The organism is Chitinophaga sp. LS1 (assembly GCF_034274695.1).
Taxonomy (GTDB): domain Bacteria; phylum Bacteroidota; class Bacteroidia; order Chitinophagales; family Chitinophagaceae; genus Chitinophaga.
In genome coordinates, this window is record NZ_CP128362.1 from 6,332,441 (window position 1) to 6,356,404 (window position 23,964).

17 protein-coding genes and 1 tRNA gene are annotated in these 23,964 nt (G+C 43.1%); 6 read left to right on the plus strand and 12 right to left on the minus strand.

Going from position 1 to position 23,964, the window contains the following annotated elements; genetic code table 11:
- Positions 1–11 precede the first annotated feature (11 nt).
- The 9 genes from pflB to QQL36_RS26035 form a co-directional block, all read right to left on the minus strand.
- The gene (gene pflB / locus QQL36_RS25995) at positions 12–2,246 is read right to left on the minus strand and encodes a formate C-acetyltransferase (protein ID WP_321567261.1); all 2,235 of its coding nucleotides are present in this window, start codon (positions 2,244–2,246) and stop codon (positions 12–14) included.
- Positions 2,247–2,394: 148 nt separating this feature from the next.
- Entirely contained in the window at positions 2,395–3,165 is a 771-nt protein-coding gene (locus QQL36_RS26000) for a hypothetical protein (RefSeq protein ID WP_321567262.1), read from the minus strand.
- A 247-nt stretch (positions 3,166–3,412) separates the two neighbouring features.
- A complete protein-coding gene (locus QQL36_RS26005; RefSeq protein WP_321567263.1) occupies positions 3,413–4,252 on the minus strand; it encodes a VOC family protein in 840 nt (279 codons plus the stop codon).
- A 206-nt stretch (positions 4,253–4,458) separates the two neighbouring features.
- Positions 4,459–4,869 (minus strand): hypothetical protein, encoded by a 411-nt coding sequence (locus QQL36_RS26010; protein WP_321567264.1) that lies wholly within the window; start codon positions 4,867–4,869, stop codon positions 4,459–4,461.
- A gap of 361 nt (positions 4,870–5,230) precedes the next feature.
- Positions 5,231–6,487, minus strand: a complete 1,257-nt coding sequence (locus tag QQL36_RS26015; protein ID WP_321567265.1) for a metal-dependent hydrolase family protein — start codon at positions 6,485–6,487, stop codon at positions 5,231–5,233.
- Between the two features lie 183 nt (positions 6,488–6,670).
- Positions 6,671–7,441, minus strand: coding sequence for a DUF5995 family protein (locus tag QQL36_RS26020; protein WP_321567266.1), 771 nt, complete (start codon positions 7,439–7,441; stop codon positions 6,671–6,673).
- 236 nt (positions 7,442–7,677) lie between these two features.
- Positions 7,678–10,905 (minus strand): DUF2723 domain-containing protein, encoded by a 3,228-nt coding sequence (locus QQL36_RS26025; RefSeq protein ID WP_321567267.1) that lies wholly within the window; start codon positions 10,903–10,905, stop codon positions 7,678–7,680.
- Between the two features lie 210 nt (positions 10,906–11,115).
- On the minus strand, positions 11,116–11,949 hold the full coding sequence (locus QQL36_RS26030; protein WP_321567268.1) for an SAM-dependent chlorinase/fluorinase: 834 nt from the start codon (positions 11,947–11,949) through the stop codon (positions 11,116–11,118).
- A gap of 218 nt (positions 11,950–12,167) precedes the next feature.
- Positions 12,168–12,980 (minus strand): SDR family oxidoreductase, encoded by an 813-nt coding sequence (locus QQL36_RS26035; RefSeq protein ID WP_321567269.1) that lies wholly within the window; start codon positions 12,978–12,980, stop codon positions 12,168–12,170.
- A gap of 164 nt (positions 12,981–13,144) precedes the next feature.
- Here QQL36_RS26035 and QQL36_RS26040 point away from each other — a divergent pair.
- Both QQL36_RS26040 and QQL36_RS26045 read left to right on the plus strand, forming a co-directional pair.
- A tRNA-Lys gene (locus QQL36_RS26040) sits at positions 13,145–13,217 on the plus strand.
- Positions 13,218–13,860: 643 nt separating this feature from the next.
- Positions 13,861–14,535, plus strand: coding sequence for a hypothetical protein (locus QQL36_RS26045; RefSeq protein WP_321567270.1), 675 nt, complete (start codon positions 13,861–13,863; stop codon positions 14,533–14,535).
- A 561-nt stretch (positions 14,536–15,096) separates the two neighbouring features.
- Here the strand turns inward: QQL36_RS26045 and QQL36_RS26050 are convergent.
- From QQL36_RS26050 to QQL36_RS26060, 3 genes are all read right to left on the minus strand, one after another.
- Positions 15,097–16,266, minus strand: coding sequence for a M50 family metallopeptidase (locus QQL36_RS26050; RefSeq protein WP_321567271.1), 1,170 nt, complete (start codon positions 16,264–16,266; stop codon positions 15,097–15,099).
- Between the two features lie 752 nt (positions 16,267–17,018).
- Positions 17,019–18,176 (minus strand): alpha/beta hydrolase, encoded by a 1,158-nt coding sequence (locus QQL36_RS26055; RefSeq protein WP_321567272.1) that lies wholly within the window; start codon positions 18,174–18,176, stop codon positions 17,019–17,021.
- Positions 18,177–18,386: 210 nt separating this feature from the next.
- Positions 18,387–18,992, minus strand: coding sequence for a TetR/AcrR family transcriptional regulator (locus tag QQL36_RS26060; RefSeq protein ID WP_321567273.1), 606 nt, complete (start codon positions 18,990–18,992; stop codon positions 18,387–18,389).
- A 283-nt stretch (positions 18,993–19,275) separates the two neighbouring features.
- Here QQL36_RS26060 and QQL36_RS26065 point away from each other — a divergent pair, with 283 nt between their 5' ends.
- The 4 genes from QQL36_RS26065 to QQL36_RS26080 all read left to right on the plus strand — a co-directional run bounded on the left by QQL36_RS26065 (position 19,276) and on the right by QQL36_RS26080 (position 23,962).
- Positions 19,276–20,112 carry a hypothetical protein gene (locus tag QQL36_RS26065; RefSeq protein WP_321567274.1) on the plus strand — a complete coding sequence of 279 codons (837 nt, stop codon included), beginning with the start codon at positions 19,276–19,278 and terminating at the stop codon, positions 20,110–20,112.
- 164 nt (positions 20,113–20,276) lie between these two features.
- Positions 20,277–21,455, plus strand: a complete 1,179-nt coding sequence (locus QQL36_RS26070) for a hypothetical protein (RefSeq protein ID WP_321567275.1) — start codon at positions 20,277–20,279, stop codon at positions 21,453–21,455.
- A complete protein-coding gene (locus QQL36_RS26075) occupies positions 21,452–23,281 on the plus strand; it encodes a 7TM-DISM domain-containing protein (RefSeq protein ID WP_321567276.1) in 1,830 nt (609 codons plus the stop codon). The genes QQL36_RS26070 and QQL36_RS26075 overlap by 4 nt, the downstream gene beginning before the upstream one ends.
- Before the next feature lie 30 nt (positions 23,282–23,311).
- Entirely contained in the window at positions 23,312–23,962 is a 651-nt protein-coding gene (locus tag QQL36_RS26080; protein WP_321567277.1) for a response regulator transcription factor, read from the plus strand.
- Positions 23,963–23,964: the final 2 nt, after the last annotated feature.

A 23,964-nucleotide genomic window follows, 5' to 3' on the forward strand; every position in this document is an offset into this window, starting at 1 on the left:
GTCCCAATTGATCACATACTCTCGTGGAAAGTACGTGTTATCACTTCAAGCTGATGCGCCCTGGATAAGCGCACGAAGTTTACAGCATAGCCGGATACACGGATGGTGAGCTGAGGATAATTCTCAGGGTGCTCGTAAGCGTCCATCAATGTTTCGCGGTTCAGCACATTTACATTCAGGTGATGCGCCATCTTGTTAAAGTAGCCATTCATGGTAGTCACCAGATTACTAATCTGTTCGTCTCTTGTATCACCCAGTGATTTAGGGATCATAGAGAAGGTGTTAGAGATACCATCCTGCGCATCTTTATAATCCAGTTTACAAACAGAGTTGAGAGATGCGATCGCACCGCTACAGTCTCTTCCGTGCATTGGATTGGCGCCGGGCGCAAAGGCTTCGCCTTTCTTACGTCCGTCAGGAGTCGCACCTGTGTTGCTACCGTACATTACATTACTTGTAATGGTCAGCAGAGACAGGGTCGGTGTAGAATTCTTGTAAGTAGCATGCTTGCGCAGCTCTGTGATGAAGAAGTGAGTGATTTCTTTTGCAATGTTATCTACTCTGTCATCATCGTTACCATATTTAGGATATTCTCCTTCAATTTTATAGTCTACGGTCAGGCCACGATCATCTCTGATTGGTGTAACCTTCGCATATTTGATAGCGGAGAGGGAGTCTGCTATGATGGAAATACCGGCAGCACCATATGCAATGTCGATATGGGGATCTGTATTTACCAGAGACATCTGGGCTCTTTCATAATAATATTTATCGTGCATGTAGTGGATGATAAACATCGCTTTGGCATACACTCTCGCCAGTTCTGCCAAAGTTTGTTTGAACACACCCAAAACCTGGTTGTATTCCAGCGGACCATCGGCCAATACAGGAATGTTCTTAATCACTTCCAGACCATCGATTTCTTCTTTACCGGCATTCAGGGCAATCAGCAATGCCTTAGGCAGGTTTGCTCTTGCACCAAAGTGCTGGATAGATTTACCGATTTCCTGATAGGATACGCAACAAGCGATACCATAGTCATCAGAACCACGGGTACCTCTCATCAGGTCATCGTTTTCGTACTGGATAGATGATGTATCGATAGATACCTGTGCACAGAAGCGTTTGAAACCTTCTGGCAGACTATCAGCCCACAGAACAGTCAGATTTGGTTCTGGTGAAGAACCCAGGTTGTACAGGGTCTGCAGAAAGCGGAAAGAAGTCTTGGTTACTTTTGTACGGCCATCGTGCAGTGTACCACCGAGTGCTTCAGTTACCCAGGTAGGGTCACCACCAAAGATCTCGTCGTAGCTACCAGGACGCAGGTGACGTACCAGTCTCAGTTTCATTACGAACTGGTCGATGATTTCCTGTGCTTCTTCTTCATTGATCAGTCCAGCCTGCAGGTCTCTTTCAATAAATACATCCAGGAAGGATGATACATTACCCAAAGACATCGCAGCACCATCCTGTTCTTTTACAGCAGCCAGGTAAGCAAAGTACACCCATTGTACAGCTTCGCGGGCATTTTCTGCAGGGCGGGCTACATCACAACCATAGGCAGCAGCCATGGTGATCATGTCTTTCAGCGCACTGATCTGGGTATTGATCTCTTCACGCAGACGCACTTTGTGCTCAGTCATTTCACCACCTACCTTGTTCAGGTCAGCTTTCTTGAACTTAATCAGCTGATCAGCACCATACAGCGCCAGGCGACGGAAGTCACCAATAATACGGCCACGTGCATAGTTGTCTGGTAAGCCAGTCAGTACGTGTTTGGAGCGGAATGCCCTGATTTCGCTGTCATAGGCATTGAACACACCTTCATTATGGTTTTTAGCATAATTGAAAATGTCGATCACTCTTGAAGATACTGTCAGTCCTTTTTCTTTCACAGCGGACTCAACCAACTTGATACCGCCAAAAGGCTTCATTGCACGTTTTAACAGTTGATCAGTTTGCAGGCCAACAATTATTTCATCATCCCTTTTAATATAGCCCGGCGCAAAGGCGGTCATATTGGAGATGGTTTCTGTGTCAATGGCCAGAACGCCATTGTTAGCTCTTTCTTTGAGCAATTCTTTTTTAACGGTATCCCACAAGCGGTTAGTTCTTGCAGAAATACCTGACAGGAATGAAGCATCACCCTGGTAAGGTCTGATGTTTTTTACAACGAAATCATATACGTTCATTGTAGTATTCCAATCACCTGATTTGAAGGGAACAGCGGTCACATCTTTTATCATATCCTTGAATTTTATTTATTCTCTAGATAATGATACAAAGTTAACCCCCGCGCGGGTGGATATTTGTGTTCGTCGTCAGTCTATATAGTGATTATAGTTGTGAATCTGACCAAATTGTGGGTGATTATAAGTGTAATTGTAGGTGTGATTATAAATTTGAATGTGATGATGGTGGAGGATGTGAAGATGGTTGTGGATGTTCTCTTTTCCACTTGGTAGCGAAGTAGGCTCCCCAGCCTTTGATATATTCGTAAAACTGGTATTCGTTTTCGAAGTCCAGGAGCATCTCGTAACTAGGCCGGTAGGCGACCATGAAGGAATCCAGAACGGGTGATTCCAGTCCGGTGAGACGCTTTACAAGAGGCATATTAAAGCGGTGAGTAATGTATTTATCCTGTTCAATAGCAACCAATTGGTCGCGGAAATGCTCCATTCTTTTTGCTTTTCTCCAGGTTAAGAGGAGGTCGAGGTTTACACCTACCCCACCCATGCCGGTGGCGATGTATTCGCGGGAATAATCGAATACTTTGCGGTACTCCTGTCTGAATTCGGCGGAGTCCTGTTTGTAGCTTTTTTGCTGTACTTCTACGGTAGGGAGTACTTTGATATCTATATGTAATCCCACATCAAATGGGCGGTTTACGTTCAGTTCATTTACGGGGAATTTCATGGTGACCTTGCCCTGGTAAGAAAAACTCAGGGAATCTTTGCGGTTGATGCGGATAGAGTAATGCCCCATGGAATCGGTGACAGTACCGCCTCCGGCGGAATTTATTACGCTGACGCCTGCCATGCCATAGCGTTCCGTACGTTCATACACGGTACCCTTCACCTGCACTATCTGGGCGAAGGTCAGGGCTCGAATGGCGATCAGGATAATAAGTAATAAGAATGATTTGTGTAAAATTGAAATACTCATCTGGAAGGCAAACTAATACAGATGATAAAAACAAACAAGTGGATGTTAAATATTAACAAACAATTGTATAGGAAACCCCGCGTTGGGACGCGGGGTTGGGGGTTTTAGAAGGCGAAAAAAAGTTTTTTGGTCAGGCGGATTGATCAGCGGTTTGAACATAACCAGAAGGCCGGTTTGATCCGGGGGGTGATTTGATCAGAGGGATTGGTTTGATCAGAGTCCAATTTGATCATGGCCCCTATTTTGATCATGCATTTTCCAATTCTGTATAGATAAGCTTCTTCATCTTCATCAATGCCCCCATTACATGCTGGAACTTACCTGGATTCGTCATCCATTCACCCAGTTTATCAGGAACGATCTGCCAGCTGATACCATATTTATCGACCAGCCAGCCGCAGGCCACCTCATGGCCACCGTTGGCGATCAGGCCATCCCAATATTTGTCAATTTCGGCCTGATCCTTACAGTTTACCACCAGGGAAATGGCGTCCACAAAGCCAAATCCATGTTCGGCAGAGCTATCCATGGCCATGGTCACGAAGTTCTTGATTTTGAACTGAGCGTGCTTTACATAATTGGTATTGTCCTCTCCTTCGCTATATTTCAGAATACCCTGTATACCGTTTTCAGGGAATAAACTGCTATAGAAGTGCACCGCCTCTTCTGCTTTGCCGGCTTTAGGACCGGTGAACATCAGGGTGGGGCAGAATTTCTGGTTCATATCGTTTTTGCCACCGGTATATAGCTGCCAGGAGATGCCAAATTTATCCTGCACCCAGGCGTATTTGGAACTCCAGGGGTAGGTATCCAATGGCATGAGGGCGCTGCCGCCGTTGATCAGTTTTAGGTAATATGCTTCTGTATCTTGCTCATTTTCACTCAATACCATGAAGGAAATGGATGGATTGGGGGTGGATGAAGGCCTGTCATTGAGTAACATAAATTGCTGACCGCTCAGTTTGAGCGTGATTACGATTGGGTTGGAGGAGGTAATGGCGCCGTCTCCAAAGGTGTCTAAGTAAAAGTCAGCCGCTTCCGCAATTTTGCCTTTGATGGTGAGGCAAGGATAGATGGAATTGTTCATGATGGTCAATTATGTTATTAATGAGTAGTTTTTGCGATACAACTTTTTGAAGAGCTGTTGTGCTATGAGGTCTTTAACTTTTGTCATGCACTCTTTAATGAAGGGGCTGTTTTGCCTTACAACTTTTTAAAGCGCTGTTCTGCCATGCCCTCTTTAATTTTTGTCATGCACTCTTCAATGAAGGAGCTGTTTTGCCTTACGACTTCTTAAAGCGCCTTTTTTACCATACAACGACACAGGTCCATCCCCATATACCATTCAATGCAAAAGCCCGCAGGGTCAATGCTACTATCGTGAATTAATTGCTGGAAAGCATTGCCAATGGCAGGAATGTCCTTCATAAAATCATGAACGTCGATGAACAGGTACCCTCCTTTTGAGATCACTTTAGTCTCCAGGCTATGTTTGGAGAACTCACCAGGGTGCAATTCGGCTGCCGCTGCCTTATACAAAATACGACCATCTCCGGCTGGCCAGGAAAGCCCGAAATACATCCTTTTTTCGTCGAAAGGAACAAGGCTATGTAAGGTCTCATGGGCCTGCTTTACTCCTTCTGGGAAGGAGCTGGCAGAGACACAATAGACAAGTATATCGCTTTGTAAAGTAGTAGTTTCCATACTGTAAACATACGATCATTAGGAACGGTTCATAGGGGGTAAAAAAGACAATTAACAGGTAAAATACGACACCATGACTCAGCCGCTGGAAAAATATAAAAAACTGCTTTCCGACAGGTGAAAAGCACAATTAAGGAGTAAAATGCAATAACCTAAGATTCGGCAAGATGAGGGATACTCCTTTCATAACTGATGAAAGGCATGATTACCGGGTAAAACCTACAAATGACGCAGATTCTGCAAGATCTGGGATACTTCCCTGCACAACCGGTGAAAGGCATGATTACCGGGTAAAACCTACAATTGACGCGGATTCTGCAAGATCTGGGATACTTCCCTGCATAACCGGCGAAAGGCATGATTACCGGGTAATATCCAACACTATAACCCCATTCTGCATCACCATGGAAACCAGCTTCACAACCGCAATATCTGCCACCGGATCTCCCTTTACTGCAATCAGATCGGCCACATAACCAGCCCTGATATTTCCCAGCAGCGGCAAACCAAATACACTTGCATTGACAGCTGTAGCCGCATGTAGTACATCAATAGGTTTCATACCGTATTCTACCATTAGCAACATCTCACGACTATTATCACCATGTGCAAATACACCTACATCCCCTCCCATACAAATAGTAACACCTGCCTTCATCGCGTCATTAAAGATCTTGTGCTTTTGTTTTATCGCAACCGTTTCCTGGTCTATGCCTTTACGCCAGCCTTTATAACTGGCAATAGATTCAGTAGCTGTAAGTGTAGGACACAATGCAATACCTTTCTCTTTCATCAACCTGAATAATTCAGGCGTTCCCCCATCCCCATGTTCAATAGTACGCACACCCGCCTCTATAGCGCGGCGCATCCCCTCTTCAGTGCCGGAATGTACCACCACATACCGACCACTACTACCAGCTACTTCTACCGCAAGCTTAAGTTCTGTAGCCGTAAACGTAGGTGCCGGTGTTTTATTCAACCCCCATCGGTAATCTGCATATAATTTAATCACATCAGCACCATGGCCGATCTGAGATCGAATGGCTTTTGTAAGGCCATCCGTACCATCAGCTTCTTCAGCGCCAAGCGGAATATCACCATTGTATCCTTTAGGCCCATAACTACCAGTGGCAACAATAGCACGGGTAGCAACGATTAAACGGGGACCTGGAATAATACCTTTATTAATCGCTTCTTTTAAACCAGCATCATCATACATCGCCCCTTCCGTACCCAGATCCCGTGCAGTAGTGAACCCCGCCATAAGCGTAGCTCTGGCATGCACTACAGCGCGGGCCGTACGTTCCGCTCCTGATTCAGTGAGCACCTGATCATTCCAGCTGGTTTCATTATAAGGATGTAAGAAAAGATGTGAATGGCCTTCTATAAGCCCAGGCATAAGGGTCATGCCTTTCAGGTCAATAACAGTTACTTTTTCAGGCACCTGGATAGTTGCAGGATCGCCGGCAGCCACGATCTGACTATCCCTCACCAATACCCACCAGTTAGCATGCATAACAGTTCCGTCAAATACACGATCCGGTTTGAAAAGGTAAGAGGACTGGGCATTGACAGATATATTGAATAGAAGGAAAAAAGCAAAAACGACGTATCTCATATTCATTCTTTGGCTTACAGTTTAGCTGGTTATACCGCCGGCAGCAAGGAAAAAATAACAAATATTCCTTTAATAAAATTATTCCCTCTTTAAAGGAATTCCCTCCTTAAGATCCCATCATTAAAATGATTCCATCATTAATAAAAAGCGATTCCTCTTTAAAAAAGAATGATTCCTTCTTTATCACCGCACCTTAAGATACATTTTTTGATAATTCCTTAGGATATTGGTAATCTTAGAAGGATTTTTCAGCTCAAATAAATGGATAAAAAAAACAGTTATTTTGATAAAGCCTTTGGTGGTGACAATACTCCCACCCAGTTTATGAATATCCTGATCTCTGGAAGCAATTGTATTTCCACTATTATATAAATCCTCTGCAAAGCACCATGCTCCATCTCTCGCATTACTCAGTGCAAACTGGATTAACAATGAATTATTTCCTGAATGTTTGCCTAGTAAAGATAGTAAGGGAGATATTCTATTTAGCTCGTTGATCACTTCATAACTCAAGGCCGCGAGAATAGTATTAATACTATTAAAGTCCTGGTGTATTAACTGTAAAGGGGTATTATATTCTTTCGCTATTTCCACTACTGCTACGCCAAGATCCAGATTAATATGCGCATTCATACCTAACAGTAAATGCTGCAAAACCAATACAGATCTCTTTTGTAGCTGCTCAAACGTCACTTGCCATGATAAGGATACACCGGTTTTATTCTTCGCCGTCCATTCATCATAAGCCGCAATGTAACGATTGGCAAAGACCACATCCAGTCTTTCCATTCTCGGTCCATCCTGAAACTCTCCTGCTGCAATTCCTTCTTTTACACGACATGTGACTTTGTGGTATAAGGCAGCGAAATAGCCGGCCCTGTTATCTGTGGTGATAGATGTTGCGATGATCTCCTCTAACCGGGAAATCACCTCATTAATAGTTTGCGCGGGCATATTTTGGGGTTTGATAGCTACTAAGATAATAAAAAATGTCCGGCGCAGTCACGTAATGATGGATCCTGCGGCCATTCTCCCCTGCCGAAAAATCAACACTTCAATAACTTGCTCGGACCTGTTTCAGAATTGATACCCAATAAGATAAAAAAATCCCCGGCTCTAAAAGAACCGGGGATTATACTTACTAATAATATATTAACCAGCTGGCGTCACATTGCCACCAGGCCTATAATTTACTTAGTGCTATCGTCTGTACTGATCACATTACCACCAGGTAAATCCTGCATGGCATGATGCGCAGTATCGCTAAAGTCTGATTTCATACGATCCAGTAATGAAATAAACTGTTGCGCCATCTGTCCATCACGCTGCAAATCGCTGGTCATTCTGTTCTCAGGCAGACTACGATAATAGTTGATCTGCTGCTGACAATCCTTCTTGATCAGACTGGCAATCTGCTCAGCCTTCGCCTTATCACCAGCCAGGTAGTACGCATATACAGTCTGCATAGAACTGTAGTTATGCATCTGCCCCGGAGTAGTCATCGCATAAGGGAACGTGCTTTGCAACAGGTTGCTATCCGCCTTGTTCAGTGCCAGTAACGCCTGATCTTTCTTATTATCCAGCGCCAGTGCAGTACCCAGGCGGGTATAAGCATTTCTCAGATACTGAAGCAGCTTACGGTTTGGTTCGTCGAAGTAAGTAGTTGGAATATTCGCACCACCGAAGGTGAATTTATTCATCATTACATCGTACATCACCGGCACGTTCACATTCTTCTCAGCACCCATTGGATCTTCGCTTTCTTCTTTCTTCAGTGGAACCAGGCGATAGGTCAGACCATCCATACGGAGGTAGTCGTTCAGACCCAGATCGGTAGGGCTGGTGAAATAGATAGGGCGTTTCCATGCATTGGTAGCAATGATATCCAGTGCAGCCAGGTCATTCTTCAGCAGGTAGTTCTTATTTACCTGGAATGGCAGCTGTGGCAGGATACGGCTGCTGTCGTACGCACTTACAGTATTGGAAGCCAGTACTTCAGCTTTATCAACAGGAATGAACAGTCTCTTTACAGGGAGGTAGTTCATCTGCTCATTACTCTGAGTGGTTACCATCGCACGACTGTCAGTAGAACCCATGAAGTTCAGTACTTCTTTCAGGTTATAGAATTTATCCTGCGGGAAGTTACCACCATCATAGAACTGAACGTAGTTGTGGTTTTCGCCACGGTATTTATCCGCACTCCAAGTCATTGGAATAGCTGGACTCTGGTTTACCGCCTGGCGGGCCTGATCGATATACCAGTCAACACCAAGCAAGCTCAGGTTGATCACACGTACATCGGTACGAACACCTTCTACTTCCTGTGCAAACCACAGCGGGTAAGTATCGTTATCACCTACAGTGAAGAGGATCGCATTCGGCGCACATGAATTAAGGTAGTCAGAAGCCACGTCTTTAGCAATCGTTTTGGTAGAACGATCATGATCATCCCACTCCTGCGCACCCATCAGTACAGGTACTGCCAGGATACAGATCACAGTAGCGATTGGCGCAGCAACTGCCAGTTTGGTTTTGCTCTTCAGGAACTGATATACTGCCAGTACACCCAGACCAATCCACACCGCATAAGCATAGAAAGATCCTACATAAGCGTAGTCACGCTCACGTGGCTGGTTACCAGCCTGGTTTAGGTAAAGTACGATCGCGAAACCTGTGAAGAAGAACAGCAGACCTACAACAAGGGTATCGCGGCGGTGGTATTTATAATGATACAACAGACCGAATATACCTAAGAGGAATGGCAGGAGGAACAGGGTATTGTGACCCTTGTTGTTCTTCAAACTATCTGGCATGTTAGACTGGTCACCATACAGGAAGTTGTCGATGAAAGGAATACCGGAAATCCAGTTACCATCTCTCACGTTACCATAACCCTGTGTATCGTTCTGTTTACCAGCAAAGTTCCACATGAAGTAACGGAAGTACATAAAGTTAACCTGGTATTCCAGGAAGAACTTCACATTGTCGCCAAAAGTTGGCTTTTCACCCTGTTGTAAGCCCAGGAAGCTACGATAGTAGTCAGCATGGCCCTGATCGTTGGACGCGTCCCAAACACGTGGGAACAGCATTTTATCTTCTGGAGCATAAACAGGTTCCTGTTTTTTGCCGGCAACTACATATTTAGGTTTACCGTTTTCATCAAAACCGCGTGCGTACACATTGCTGGTTTCTTTGTATTCGGAAGGACGGGCAGTAAATACCTGACCATAGATCAGCGGGAAATCACCATACTGCTCACGACCCAGGTAACCAACCAGGGAGATCGGGTTATCTACGTTATACATATCTACAGCCGGATTAGCAGTAGACCTCACCATGGTGGTAATATAAGTGGAGTAACCCAGTAACAGGAAGAGCGTACAGTAGATAGTCAGCTTGGTTGCATGTACAACATTTGGTAGCAACAGGTTACCACCAGCCTGTTTAACCACCCATGGAATACCCAGTACCGCACCTGCGATGATGATCTTCAGGAATATCATACCACTACCATCAGCGTCGATGAATGCAGGGATGAGGATTACGGAAGAGATCAGGATCAATGGAGCATAAATGCCGAATTTCGGATTTTTCAGACCATAGATCAGGGCTGCAATAATTGCAATAAAGTAGAATCCAAAACCAGTGAAGAAAGGCAGGTGCAGATAGTTTACGAAGAACACATCCATATAACCGGAAGCCTTGATGGTATCCTGGATAATGAATTTCTGTATCAGACCGGTTATCGCACAACCAATAATAAACGCCCAGAAGGTACCCATTGGGGTCGCTTTGTAACGTTTAAAGTAATATACCATCACAATAGCAGGGATGGTGAGGAGGTTCAGCAGGTGGACACCAATAGAGAGCCCCATCATGAAAGCGATGAACACGATCCAGCGGTCGGCATAAGCCTCTTCGGATTCATGTTCCCATTTCAGGATAGCCCAGAATACGATGGCAGTGAAGAAAGACGACATAGCGTATACCTCACCTTCCACAGCAGAGAACCAGAATGAGTCAGAGAAAGTATAAGCGAGGGCACCTACGATACCTGCGCCCATGATAGCGATCATTTTTTCGCCGGAGATCGATTCGCCTGCCTTCACCATAAGGCGGCGTGCAAAGTGGGTAATGGTCCAAAAGAGGAACAGGATAGTGAATCCACTTGCAAGGGCAGACATCGTGTTAACACCAATAGCGGCATGCTTCTGGCCGAAGAAAATAATAAAGAGCCTACCCAACAGCACAAAAAGCGGAGCCCCTGGAGGGTGAGGGATCTGCACCTTTGCGGCGGTGCTAATAAACTCACCGCAGTCCCATAAGCTGCCGGTCGCCTCCATAGTCATAATATAGACAGTGCAGGCAATGATACAAATAACCCAACCCACAATGTTGTTGGTCCTTTTAAAATTCATAGAGATGTTTTAGGTCCGACAAAAATAGAAAAAGTGGCAAATTATGATAATTAGAGATAACAGTTTTAACTTTTTCTTTAATAAGTGAAAAAAAATGAAGATTTACAGGGATTTATGGGGTTTGGGGTGAGATTTTTTAATACCATTTTAATTCAGGGGGGCCTCTTTCCGGATAAAATCAAAAATGCCGGCCATGGGGCCGGCATAAAATCAGTTAAATATGACTCTGACCGTCTGGTAAAACGACAGTTTCTGGTACCCGGTATTCTGCTGGCTCGTCAACTGATCCCTGCGGAACCCTTGTAAACCAAACAAACCGGCAGCATTACCTTTATTAATAGCGATCTCCAGGTAACCGGCGGCATTGAACATGGCCAGTTTATGTCCTTCCGGTACATCGGAATAGGTTTCACTGAGGGAGGAAATGACTTCATCCCTGCGGAAAAAGATAGAGAACTTTCTATTCTGGCGCTGCTCTTCGAACTGTTTGCGGGTGATATTCACTACAACATTTTCGAAGTTGTCGATATGAATGATCTGACCATCGATATAATCCTGCCCGGTCATGGGCTGTAAGTTATTCTTAATAACGTATTCGTTTGCCTGTTCTCCCAGGTCAGCTAATTTCTTACCGCTTTTGAGATCATTGAATGCCTGAGCAAAACGTCTCAGTATACCAAAGGTATCTTTCGCCTGATCTTTTCCGAGCGGTAATTTGACAACTACTCCAGGTAACCCTTCTGCAATCATGGTAATCAGCCCGTTATCTGCGCAGGCGATATATTGACCATTGTGCTGAGCGAGCAACACATGATCTGCTTTTCTATCGAACAGATTAATGAGTACCATATGAAATGTACCTGCTGCAAAATGCGCGAAAGCACCTTTACAGATATACGTAGCCTGCGGCAGGTTGAACGGAGAAATCTGGTGAGTAACGTCCACTAACTGAGCACCGGGACAGTCCTGCGACAGCTGCCCTTTCATGGCGCCGACGAGGTAATCCTGTAAACCGATATCTGATGTTAGTGTTATAATGGACATTCGTGATTATTAGATTCGCTTTATCTCCAAATTTGATGCCATTGAAGACTGGCGTTGATTTTAATGCAAAGTAAGATAATATTTAGATGCGGGAGACTGTCAATATGAAAATACTTGTTCAGATGTGTATAACTCTGTGAACTTGTATAGATAAGGGTTTGGGGCGGTGTAAAGAAAATCCGGAACTGGAAAATAGTCAGTTCCGGATTGAATGTCAATTATTTTAAAGGAGAATTTGGTTCTTTCTTAAAGTGGTTGTACACCATTCCATCCAGGAATCCGGGTAGTAGTTTACTCAGTAACACGGTCAGTTTTCCCTGTCCTGTCAATACCAATGTACGTTTACGTTTAGCAATCGATTTATTGATAGCTGAAGCAACGGCTTCGGCGGTCATGAGTTTTCCTTCATCAAGGGGTGTTTCGCCCTGTACGTTACCTTTTTCGTTCAGTGCCGTGTTGCGGATATTGGAGGCAGTAAAGCCCGGGCATACCCACATTACGTTTACGCCTGTATGCAGGAGTTCTGTTCTCAGCGATTCCAGGAAGCCCTGCATGGCGAACTTGCTGGCAGAGTAACCGGTTCTGCCGGGAAGGCCACGGTAACCGGCGATGGAAGATACGCCGACGATGGTTCCTTTATTTTCGAGGATGGAAGGTAATGCATAATTTGTACAATACACGGTTCCCCAGAAATTGATATCCATTAGTTGTTTTAACACAGACAAATTGACACCATTGAAGAGGGCGCGCATAGAGATACCTGCATTGTTGATGAGGATATCTATTTTACCGAAATGGGCAATAGTTTGTCCAATAAAAGCTTTACAATCATCCTCTTTACTGACATCGGCGACATAGGTAAACAGGGCATTTGTTTTCAGCTCATCGTTTAAGGCCTGCAGGGCGTCCTGCTTGCGGCCACATACGGCGACTTTGGCGCCGGAGCGAAGGAGGTCAATTGCGATGGCTTTTCCTATACCGGAAGTTCCGCCGGTGATAACGGCTACTTTGTTTTCGAAAGGTTGTTGCATTAGAAATTTTTAGCAATCACAAAAATAAGTGGGATATTGGATAATATGAGATTTTGTTTGTGAAGAGCGGGTAAAATTGTGAGTATGTTTTAAAAAAAGTTGTCAAAAAGTTGGGAGATATTAAATAATTCCTATCTTTGCACTCCCAATAACGAACGGGGTATGATTCCGTAGCTCAGTTGGTAGAGCAATACACTTTTAATGTATGGGTCTTGGGTTCGAGTCCCAACGGGATCACAGGAATTAAAAAAGCCTCAGGTTCAAGGACTTGGGGCTTTTTTAATTTTATAAGATTTGCATAACGGATTCATTATCAACCTCGATTAGGTTCAAGTCCCAATAGGGAGTTTGTCAACCACAAGCCTCAATAATTTATTATCTGGTAGCAATTCTTCAAATAGACTCGTTTCGTGTGTTACGCTTGTTCTATGGCGAGGATCACGCGCACGGCCATAACCATAAATATTACAGTCAAACTCCTCCAATAACTCTGTTATACAAATTATAGATCTTTAGAAATTTTGTAAATTTATAACGTGGACAATTGGGCTTAATCATATTTAGAATGTTATTGAATTTGACTATAGTTATGTGACATTCTCCTTTGCATATTAAGTACAAGTGAAAAGGCCTTTTCTGGAAATCCAGTAAAGGCTCTTTCAGCTGTAATTACTACAAGATCATCTGAAGGAAATCAGGGGCTAAGCAATTGAATCTATACAGCGGTTTCACCAGGTGCTCCAGGAATAGCATTGGCACACGAACTAGGGGACACTTTTCAATTAGGAGATAATTTTCCTCAATCTACAGGTGGATTTAATGGATTATCCACCTGGAGGTCTTATCAGTTCAGAGGTTGACGAAATATGGAATAAAGCTCATGATAAATAGAAAATTTAAGCTCATAGTAATTACATTATTGTTTATCTGCCAAATTGTAAAAGGGCAGTCCAATACGGATGTATTGAAAAAATATGTGGTTTTTACTTTTGAAGTATCGCATAAAGATGCCAAACTCAAAGAATATTATTATTGGATAACACCACAAGATTCTGTAACGAAAAAAAATGCGTTTGAAGTTTTTCCATTATATACAGAAGAATATTCTAAAGATATTTTGGATAGATGTAAATCAGGTGGCATGATAGATATATTTTCTGCTTCCAATGCAACGAATTTTGATTTTGACGATAATTATAAATCGCAAGTAACAAATCTACTTTCAATAATAAGTGTCAACAAAATTGAGGTTCAAATCTTTAAAAAGAAGTGGGACAAAAATGGAGATGAAATGGTTATAAGGGTTTATGCTACCCCTATTAATGGCACATTTTGTAATTGTTTACAGAACCATGGAAAGGTTACTTATGGTTTTAAGGGGATAGTTTATTTACCCGTGATGTCCTTTAGTTATGATATGAATTTTTCGAATAGTAAAAATGAAAAAACAGTTAAATATGTTGATTATAGTTATGTTGAATACTCCAGTCATTATCCTATAAATATTCATGGTAATTCAAATATTCGTGTTAAAGGAAGTATTGAGCTTTACTGAGCTGTCGGGCAATCCAAATTGATTGCATAAAGTAGCATAAAAGTTATATAATTAGTCAATTTCTACAATAAGTTACCCACTGATGATTCATGAAATTACCTTCATTGCTTTTGATGAGCGTCGAATTTAGGAGACTTAATTACAATTACATCTATCGGGTAGATTATGGTATAAACAGTTTAAGAAATGATTATAACTATTTGATTAACATATACTTTAAATCGGACAGCATCTTCAAATGTTCATAAAACCGGTTCGAGAATTGTCCAACTGGGTTCACCAACCCCGACTTCTTGAGAATAGTCTCAAAAGGTCGGGGTTCTTCTTTCTCTGAAGTGCCCGTCAGTTCTGCAACGAGAGCTTTCTCAGTTGTAGCTGAAAACCATTGCTCATCTGTAAGATATTCTCGTCTGGTTGCCATATAGCAAAGATCTGAATATTTTATCCATACTTACTATTTATGAAATGAACTCTAATTAATAATAGATGAATTGTAATAGCGATGGTATGTAACTTAATTAAATCACATCGCTATTTATAAATATTTCCGTTGAATCTAAATCACTTCAACCCGCATTGGTTTTCAGCTTCTTTAATGAGTTCATCTATCATTTGTGTGCCAGGGTTTAGCTCTTTCGCTTTAATAAACTGTTTTAGGGCGTCATGATATTGCCCCATTTTGTTATAATATACACCTAGCGCTGAGAACGTATCGGAATTATCAGGATCAAGCGATAAGGCATGCTTGATATCCAGCAGACCTTCTTCATTGAATCCCAGTTCGATTTTAGTAAGCCCTCTGTAATTGAAGGAATATGTAAAATTACTATCCACCGCGATTGCCTTATCGAAAAGTACAAGTCCCTCTTCGAACCGTTTGAGTGCAACAAGTGTTAACCCTTTATTATTCAGCGAATACTTATTTGCAGGATCCAATTCGAGAGATTGGTCGTATAGTTCAATCGCTTTATCGCGAAAGCCCAGCATTGAATAAGCCAGTGCCATATTCGATAAATCAGCTGATTTCAGTTGCCATTTCTGAACAAATTCATCAGACAATTCTTTAGCTTTCAGATAGTTTTGGCTTTGTATATATGCACTGATGGCTAAACGATACATGTACTCACTTTTGCTTGATGAAAGTCCTTCCTCAAGCAAAATAGCTGCCTCTGCATATCTTTTCTTATGATATAATTTTGTTCCGGTCGAAATCTTCACCCAATTATGGGAAATAAGCATTTTCAAAAGGTAACCATCATTGAATGTGATGTGACCATTCGCAAGTCTTATAGGAATGGGGTTTGGGTATAAATTTACATAAGCATCCAATAATGCGGATGACATGAACAAAATAAAAAATAATTTGAAAAAGCCCTCTATATTATCATCAAATGTGAAATAAACAGCAACCCCGCCGATAATAAAAGACGCAAGTGGTCCGGCCAATGTGTAAATGATCTGCTGAATTCTGGGGATCTCTGATGCTGATGGAATACATAATCCTCCTCTCCACTTAAACGGATTATAACGAACAAAGAAGGTAAATTTACCCATCGTTAGTTTGAAACATTGATCTGCATCGCCATAAGATCCCAGATAAATCGTTACTGCCTTTCTGGTTAGCAGCATTGCAGGGATAGCATGCCCCAGTTCATGACATAATATTGTTACAGGTCTTATTACTAACAGCACGGAAATTATAGTAAACAGGATCGGAAGGAAATATTCCATATAGCACGCAAAAGTATTTTAGGTAAAGGGATCTGTAAAAGTAGCTTTTTATGCTTTTGCTAATTATCTTTTTCGGAACTATTTAATTATCAACTCCCAGCTGTTTATGAAAGATCATTAAACAACATAGTAGGTGGCAATTAGGAGTGTTTCCAAACTGTAAATTTTAATAGACGTACTTATATATACCAAGGGAAGCGCATCGAACTTTTACCATATTAATTTAACTCATTAATATCGAATTAGGACTATTGACGCTAATTGATCAACAATCTGGTTCACGTTTCCGGTACCTGAGATCACCAAAATCAGAAAGCTTCAAGTTCAAGAACTTGGAGCTTTCTGATTTTTGGAGCTTTCATCCACATTATTTATTATCACCCTTTAGCGAGGTTCGAGTCTCATTGGAGTGTTAACTGAGAATAATATTAGAACAATATTCCATTATTTTTCATGATCATTGGCAACAGTTATTTTTGTAATGAGGCATATAAGCTAATAAGTATACACTTCCCGGCATTCCGGAATAGATATTTATAGGCTTTATCTTTGCCGCTGTATTTATTGATGCCATCAGGTTTACAGTATTACTTTCCAATCCTGGTATTTCCAAAACCGGTTCAGTCATATCATTTACATACACTCATTTTCCAACCGGAAACTACCAGCTGAACATGGTTCCATTCTTTATTTTGAATGAGTTGAAGGCGTTTGGGTAAGCTCCACTTATTTATACTATTATCAGATGTCGTCTATTTTGCGTGCTGCAAAAAATCGACAATCAATTCGGTGAGTTGTTCAGGTTGTTCCTGTTGCAACCAGTGACCCGCACCTGCAATGATGTGAAAGCTTTGCATTTTTGTACAGGCCTTGCGCTGCATCTGTTCTAATGCGCCTGGCGGACGAAATGTTGCCCAGTCAGCGACCCCTGAAATAAAGCAGGAGGGTACATCTATGGTGTGACCCGAAAAAAGTTCGAGGTCAGACCTATTTAATCCGCTCGTGGTACAACGGTACCAGTTTAATCCGCCCTGGAAACCGGTACGTTTAAACTCCTGGGTATAGAAATCTATTTCATTATCCGGAAGCCATTTACAAGCGTCTATTTCATTCTGTGACGGCATGTAGGGAGCAACTGACTCCGGCATTGTTTTATCCAGATCCAGCACATAATAAGTAGGCTGCCTGGCGAATTCTTCTGCCGTGCCCGAGGTAAGGGCAAATGGTTTATTCTGACTCCAGTCTGCACTCTTTACGTGAAAGTAAGCCCGCTGAAAATCACGCAGGCCATGTTTGCTATTCAGCATATCATCATTGGCGCTGCGTGATGAGAAATAGGTGGTACTGTCCTTACGGGGTCTTGGCAGTGATGCAAGGGGATCTTTAGCAGGTGCCAATGGTTGTAGATTCGGTGAAGCTTGTCCTTCAACACCAAAAGGTAAAGGTGGCACTCCACCGAAGGGACAACTTAAAATAACAACTGACCGGAAAAAATCAGGTCTGACAAGAGCGCAATACGCTGCCACTGTCGAACCCACATCGTGTCCCACTATAGCGGAAACAGAATTGTGCCCCATAGCCATCATCAGACCGAGGGCATCACGGGAAAGTTCATGGGTCCTGAAAGAGGCATAATTTCCATCAAAACTATTGTCAGATCCCGTTGTGCGGCCATATCCACGCAGATCAGGGGCGATCACATGGTAACCCGCAGCTGCCAATGGCAGCATCACTTTCCGCCAACTGTAGGCAAGTTCCGGAAATCCGTGCAGCAGTAGTAGAGCAGGGCGCTTTGGTGTCTCAAAACCGGCTTCCAGTACATGCACTGTCAGGCCGTTGACTCCGGGAACATACCGCTCGCGTATGCCTGCCGGTAGTTCCATGTCCTTTAATTGATCTTGTGTTTTCATAGAATTTATTTTTATTGGATTTGGTCTTTTTCCTGCCAAGCCCTCCAAAGGGCGGATCAAAACCGCTCCTAAGGCAGTAAGCGCTGTGTTTATTACAAAGTTTCTGCGTTTCATAGTTTCATATATGGCTTTTATTAAAAGACTTTTTGGTCTAATTTTAATTAAAAAAAATGGTTTGCATGATTTCATCATTTAAACCATATAGTTCATTTAAGCTTGCTTGATCTCAAAAGATTTTAACTCAGATTTAAGCATCTTTATGACTGTGCGCATCGGCTTAACACTATCGGTTACTCTCGAAACCAAAGTTGCCCCTTCCAGCATTACCAGTACTTTTAAACAATACTCTTCGGGCTTCAGTTTATCTGATAATTCTCCGTTTGCTATACCTTTTTTTAAAATATCAATAAAAAGTGTCAAAGAGCCTTCGATCATTGCCTTTACCTTTTTTTTGACTGTTGGATTTGTGTTATCCGAGTCTACACCGAAATTTAAAATGGGGCATCCGCCTTCTATAAAAGGAACCAACGGATTTTCACGAAGATCTAAGAACGCAAACAGCTTTTTAACCGCTGTTTTTTCTTTTGATATAACGGAATAAGTTTTAGCCGAGACTTTACTGAAAATGAAATCTACAGTAGCGATAGAAATTGCCTCTTTGTTTTCAAAATTCCCATATATGCCTCCTTTGGCCATCTTTGTGGCCGCCAGTATATCATCTATAGTCGTCCCCGCTATCCCTTTCGAATTGAATATGGGTGCCGATTGTTCTATGATAAACTGCTTAGTTCTTTCCGCTTTCCCTTTTATGTTCATCGTTTATTTTTGATGATTCAAATTTAGACTAAATAGTCTAAATTAAAAAATAAATAAAATTTCAGCAAAATTATGACAATGCTCAAACCAATATCAGAACTATCATGAGGACCTTTCTTCAAATCTACACTTCATAAATACATAATATCCATCTAACCGATATCCTGATGGGTCAGCTTATAAGTCTTCAGGTCGATTAATAGAAAACATTAGAGGTATACACCCAGTACAAAAAACACTAAGATATTTACCGTATATTCAATTTAACAACTCTTAAAATGCCATGCACGTTACCTCTCTTCGCACAACGCAGCCTGCTAACAGAGCTTCGGCCAATAATACCTCTTCTGCAGGTATTTCCCGGCCTGCTGCAACGGTAAATAAGCCTGTAGTACAGCTCACAAAAAGCCTTACATATGCAGTAAGCCCTGAAGCCGTGGTCAGCGCCTCCGCTAAGTCCAGGTGGATGATGGTACAGGGCCTGCAACAGCTGGGCTATCCTGATTGGCACCTCACCATCTTCCCTATTAACCAGGAAAAATGGAGCCATAGCTTTCAATTGCCTGCCAATGGTAACCGTCCCGTACAGAAATGGATGCTATACGACGAATTTCACTTTACCAATCGCGAAGGCGACCACTTCTTCTACACAGATGATTGTGTCCCCCTGAAAAGCAGCATGGAATCAAGAGGCAAAAGCCCTGCATGGGAGCTACAGGATAAATGGACCTGGGCTAACTGGATTTGTCATCAGTATTTCAATGTAAACTATAACGCGTTACAGCAATATGTACAAGAACGTCCCAAGGCTGAACAGGAAGAAGCAAAAAAAAAGAAAGCAGAAGAGCAATTCCAGCAAAACCTGTGGGAGCTCTATAAAGATTCTGTCAGGCGCTTTCCTGAATGGCATGAAAAAGAGAAGCTGGACGTGTATAGCTGGACAAAGCTAATCCAAGACGGCTACCGGGGCACTGATGAACAATTTAAACTACAGATAGCTGAGGAAGTCAAAGGAATTCCTTATCCGACCCAGGAGAGAGTATGGGTCGATAATGAAAAAGGATATGGATATGAGACGCCCCAGCATGAAAAATCTCCCAACTCTTCAGGTTTGATATAAAGCGCACTGTAAATAAATGCTTAGTCCCGGGACGATCAACCTGTAGCATTTCGAACACAAAATTCAACCCGGGGAAAATACCCCTCCCCCATGTCTTTTTTCACCTTTTCGCGCAACAGTGTAATGTGTAGCTTGCAAGCATAACCTCAATAACTACTGAATCTATGAGTCATAGTCGCAAAGTCGGGTACCTATTATTGACCCTGGTCATCATTTTCTACACCCCTTATGTAGCCCTGCTACTCCGCGAAGGAGGAGAACTCCCACCGGATTTCTTTTATTTTCCTGCAAAGGTAGCCACGGTAAAACCAGATAAGAATTACCTGGTGATTGTCATTACCTCCTTATTGTTCATCGCTTACCTGTTACTCGTCTTCTTCCCACGTATTTATGGGATACGACCTGCTACCACACCACCGCCACGCCCCCCAAAAACACGCTTACCATGGTGGTTCTGGCTGGGACTGATTTTGTGGGGTGCGATCATAGTCATATTCGCCGCAAAACTCAGCGGACCTAAATGGCTGTTGAACTGGGCATTATTGCCCCTATGGTGGGGCTTCATCTTTATGCTGGATGGCATGGTCTACGCCCGCAATGGGGGTAAATCCTTGATGAAAAATGGAATGGCAGAACTTTTTGCCATGGGGATGCTCTCCATTTCAGGATGGCTCATCTTCGAGTATTTCAATTTTTTCATCAACATCAACTGGTTCTATCCGCATGCGGAGATAGTGCCACGGGATGAATTCCTGCTCTACGCCATTATAGGTTCCTCAGCATTTATTCCCATGGCATTTGAGTGGTACCACCTGCTGCTGACCTTCCCGCGCATCAACGCCGGTTACCGGCAGGGCCGAAAGGTGAAATGGTCGCTGACTGCGCGTATCATTATTCTGATTGTAGCAGCCGGGTTGCTTTTCAGTATGGTATTCGCACCGGATAGTCTGTTCTACGCCTTCTGGCTGGGGCCACTCACCATCCTGATTATTGTACTGGGCATGCTGGGAAAATGGACGCCTTTCCGCGCTATCCGGGAACAGGGTGACTGGAATCCGCTGATTGTTTTTTCTACCGTATGGGTCATACAGGGACTTTGTGTGGAATGCTGGAACAGACTGAGTTATTTCCAGGCCATAGCCGTACGGTTCCATGGCGGTTCTTTTAACCCGGGTTACTGGGATTACTGTATTCCTTTTGTGAATTTCTTCCATATTTTCAATATGCCTTTGTTAGGCTACCTGGGGTATGTGCCGTTCGGTATTTACTGCTTTATATGGGTGATTACGATGTCTTTTGTAATGAATATAAAATTGCCGTTCACAATGGGGGATAACGAATGAAATACCTGCTTATACTGATAAGCTGCATCCATTGGTGCTTACCCGCTGGCGGACAAACCGTGCAATGGTCGCGGGGCGACGAGACATTGTCCGTTGCCCCGGCGATGCAATTTATGGAGGATAGTACGGGTAAGTTGCGGATAGAAGATGTGATTACTTCAGTTTGGCACCCTACGGGACAACCAGTGCTTCATTTCGGTTTTACGGATAAAGTGATATGGCTTCGCCTGTTTGTACGGAACAATACAGCTGATAGTCTGTTATTATCCTTTGAACAGGCGTTCATATCCGACCTTACATTATATTATACCGACGCAGAGGGGCATTGGCAGTCGATCAGGAGTGGATACGAAGTTCCGTTTACGGCAAAGCCTGTACTGGACCATAACCAGGTCATTCCCTTTCCCCGTTCGGATGGCCCGGTATATATCCGCATGCGCCCATTGATCCATGCTATACCGGTGCAACTCATTACCCTTAAACAATGGGAGCTGCAAGCTGCACGGCAAAAAATGGATTATGGGATCTATGCAGGCATCCTGCTATTAGCAGTGATCGTGAACCTCTTCCTGTTCGCCGCCCTGAAGAAAAACTATTTCCTGTATTATTCTATTCTCATCTTCTTTTACCTGATGACCTCTGCAACGGTCATGGAGGGTTACGCCATCTACTTCTTTCCCCGGATTCCGATGATGTTCTGGTACAGTATCGTACCGGTACTGGACATGATCGCACTTTTGCTCTTTTGCATCTCTTTCTTTGAGCTGCGTAACAGGCATCCGGACCTTTATGGGGTAGCATTGTACAGTGCGGCATTCTTCCTGATTTATCTGGTGGTACTCTCCTTCCTGCCTCTGCTGCCGGTTTTGCTGGCGAATCAGGTTTTTGCATTGTACGTATTTGTGATCGCGAGTGTGGTTGGGTTGAAAGAGGGACGATCCGGGAACCGGCTGGGATACTACTTTTCAGGGTTCTATGCTTTGTGGTTTATACTCATTCTCGTGGAAGCTGTGTATATACAGACCGGGGTACCCCAACATATATTCCCGGTAAGTTATGTTTCTACGGCCATTTTCCTGGAAGGTTTTCTCCTGGCGATTCTTGTTGCGAAACGATTCCAGCGGGAAAAGCGGGAAGATAACCTTCGGCAGTTTGAGATGAAAAACCAGATAGAGAAAATGGAACAAAATTTCAGACAGGAGATCCTGACTACACGGCTGGAAATCCAGGAAGAAACATTCACTGCCATCAGTCAGGAGATACATGATAATGTAGGGCAATTCCTGAGCCTTGCCCGGATACAAGTCAATATTATGGACCAGCAGGAAGCTAAGAATGGCCCTATGATCATTGAACTGAGAGATAATCTTGGCAGAGCGATGACTGATTTGCGAAATATTGCCAAAAGCCTTAATAGTTATTATATACAGAATAACAGCCTTGGTGAAACGATCGCCAGTCAGGTGCAACATATCAATCGTACGGGATTTACACGTCTTGAGCTTTCTATCCATGGCACAGAACGGGAAATCGATAATCAGCGAAAGCTGGTACTTTATCGCATGGTGCAGGAAGGTATCCAGAATGCTATTAAACATGCGAAGGCTTCAACCGTCCATATCCGGTTGGATTATACGGGTACTTTATTTTTGGTAGAGATTGAAGATAATGGCGAAGGGTTCGATAAAGAAGCGACATTACAGCAAAACCAGGGACTTGGATTGCATAACATGTTTAGTCGCGCGACACTGATTGGAGGTGACGCACACATTGTGAGTCAACCCGGAAAAGGTACCATTATTCAGATCAAAACACCATTTCAATAACTCATGAAGATTAAAACGCCCTATCAATAAATGAAAAAGATCGCTATTGTAGACGACCAGGTGATGATACGAAAAGCATTGTCCGTATTGATAAATATGTTTCCCGGTTACGAAGTGATGCTGGACGCAGCTGATGGGAAAGACCTGCAGCGACAGCTTCAGGAGGAGCACCTACCTCATATCGTATTACTTGACATTGTAATGCCCAATATGGATGGGTATGAAACAGCCGGATGGCTTCGGGATAATTACCCCGACATCAAAGTGCTGGCCCTAAGTACAATGGACGCTGACACGGCCATCATAAAAATGATCAAGCACGGCGCGAAAGGCTATGTGCTGAAAGATGCAGATCCTGCAGAACTGAAACTGGCATTTGACGAAGTAATACGACAGGGTTATTTCTATAATGAACTGATCACACGCAAAGTGATGAACAGCATCCATTCATTGGCAGATGATAAAAGTGACCTGAAGGCATTCGCGAAATTGACAGATCGTGAACTGCAGTTTCTCCGTTTAGCTTGTAGTGAGAAAACCTATCAACAGATTGCGGCCGAAATGTTCGTGAGCGAGCGTACGGTAGACGGTTACCGGGAAGCCCTGTGCAAAAAGCTCAACCTGAATACCCGGGTGGGTCTGGTAATGTTTGCTATTAGAAATAATATCGTGCAGTTATAGCC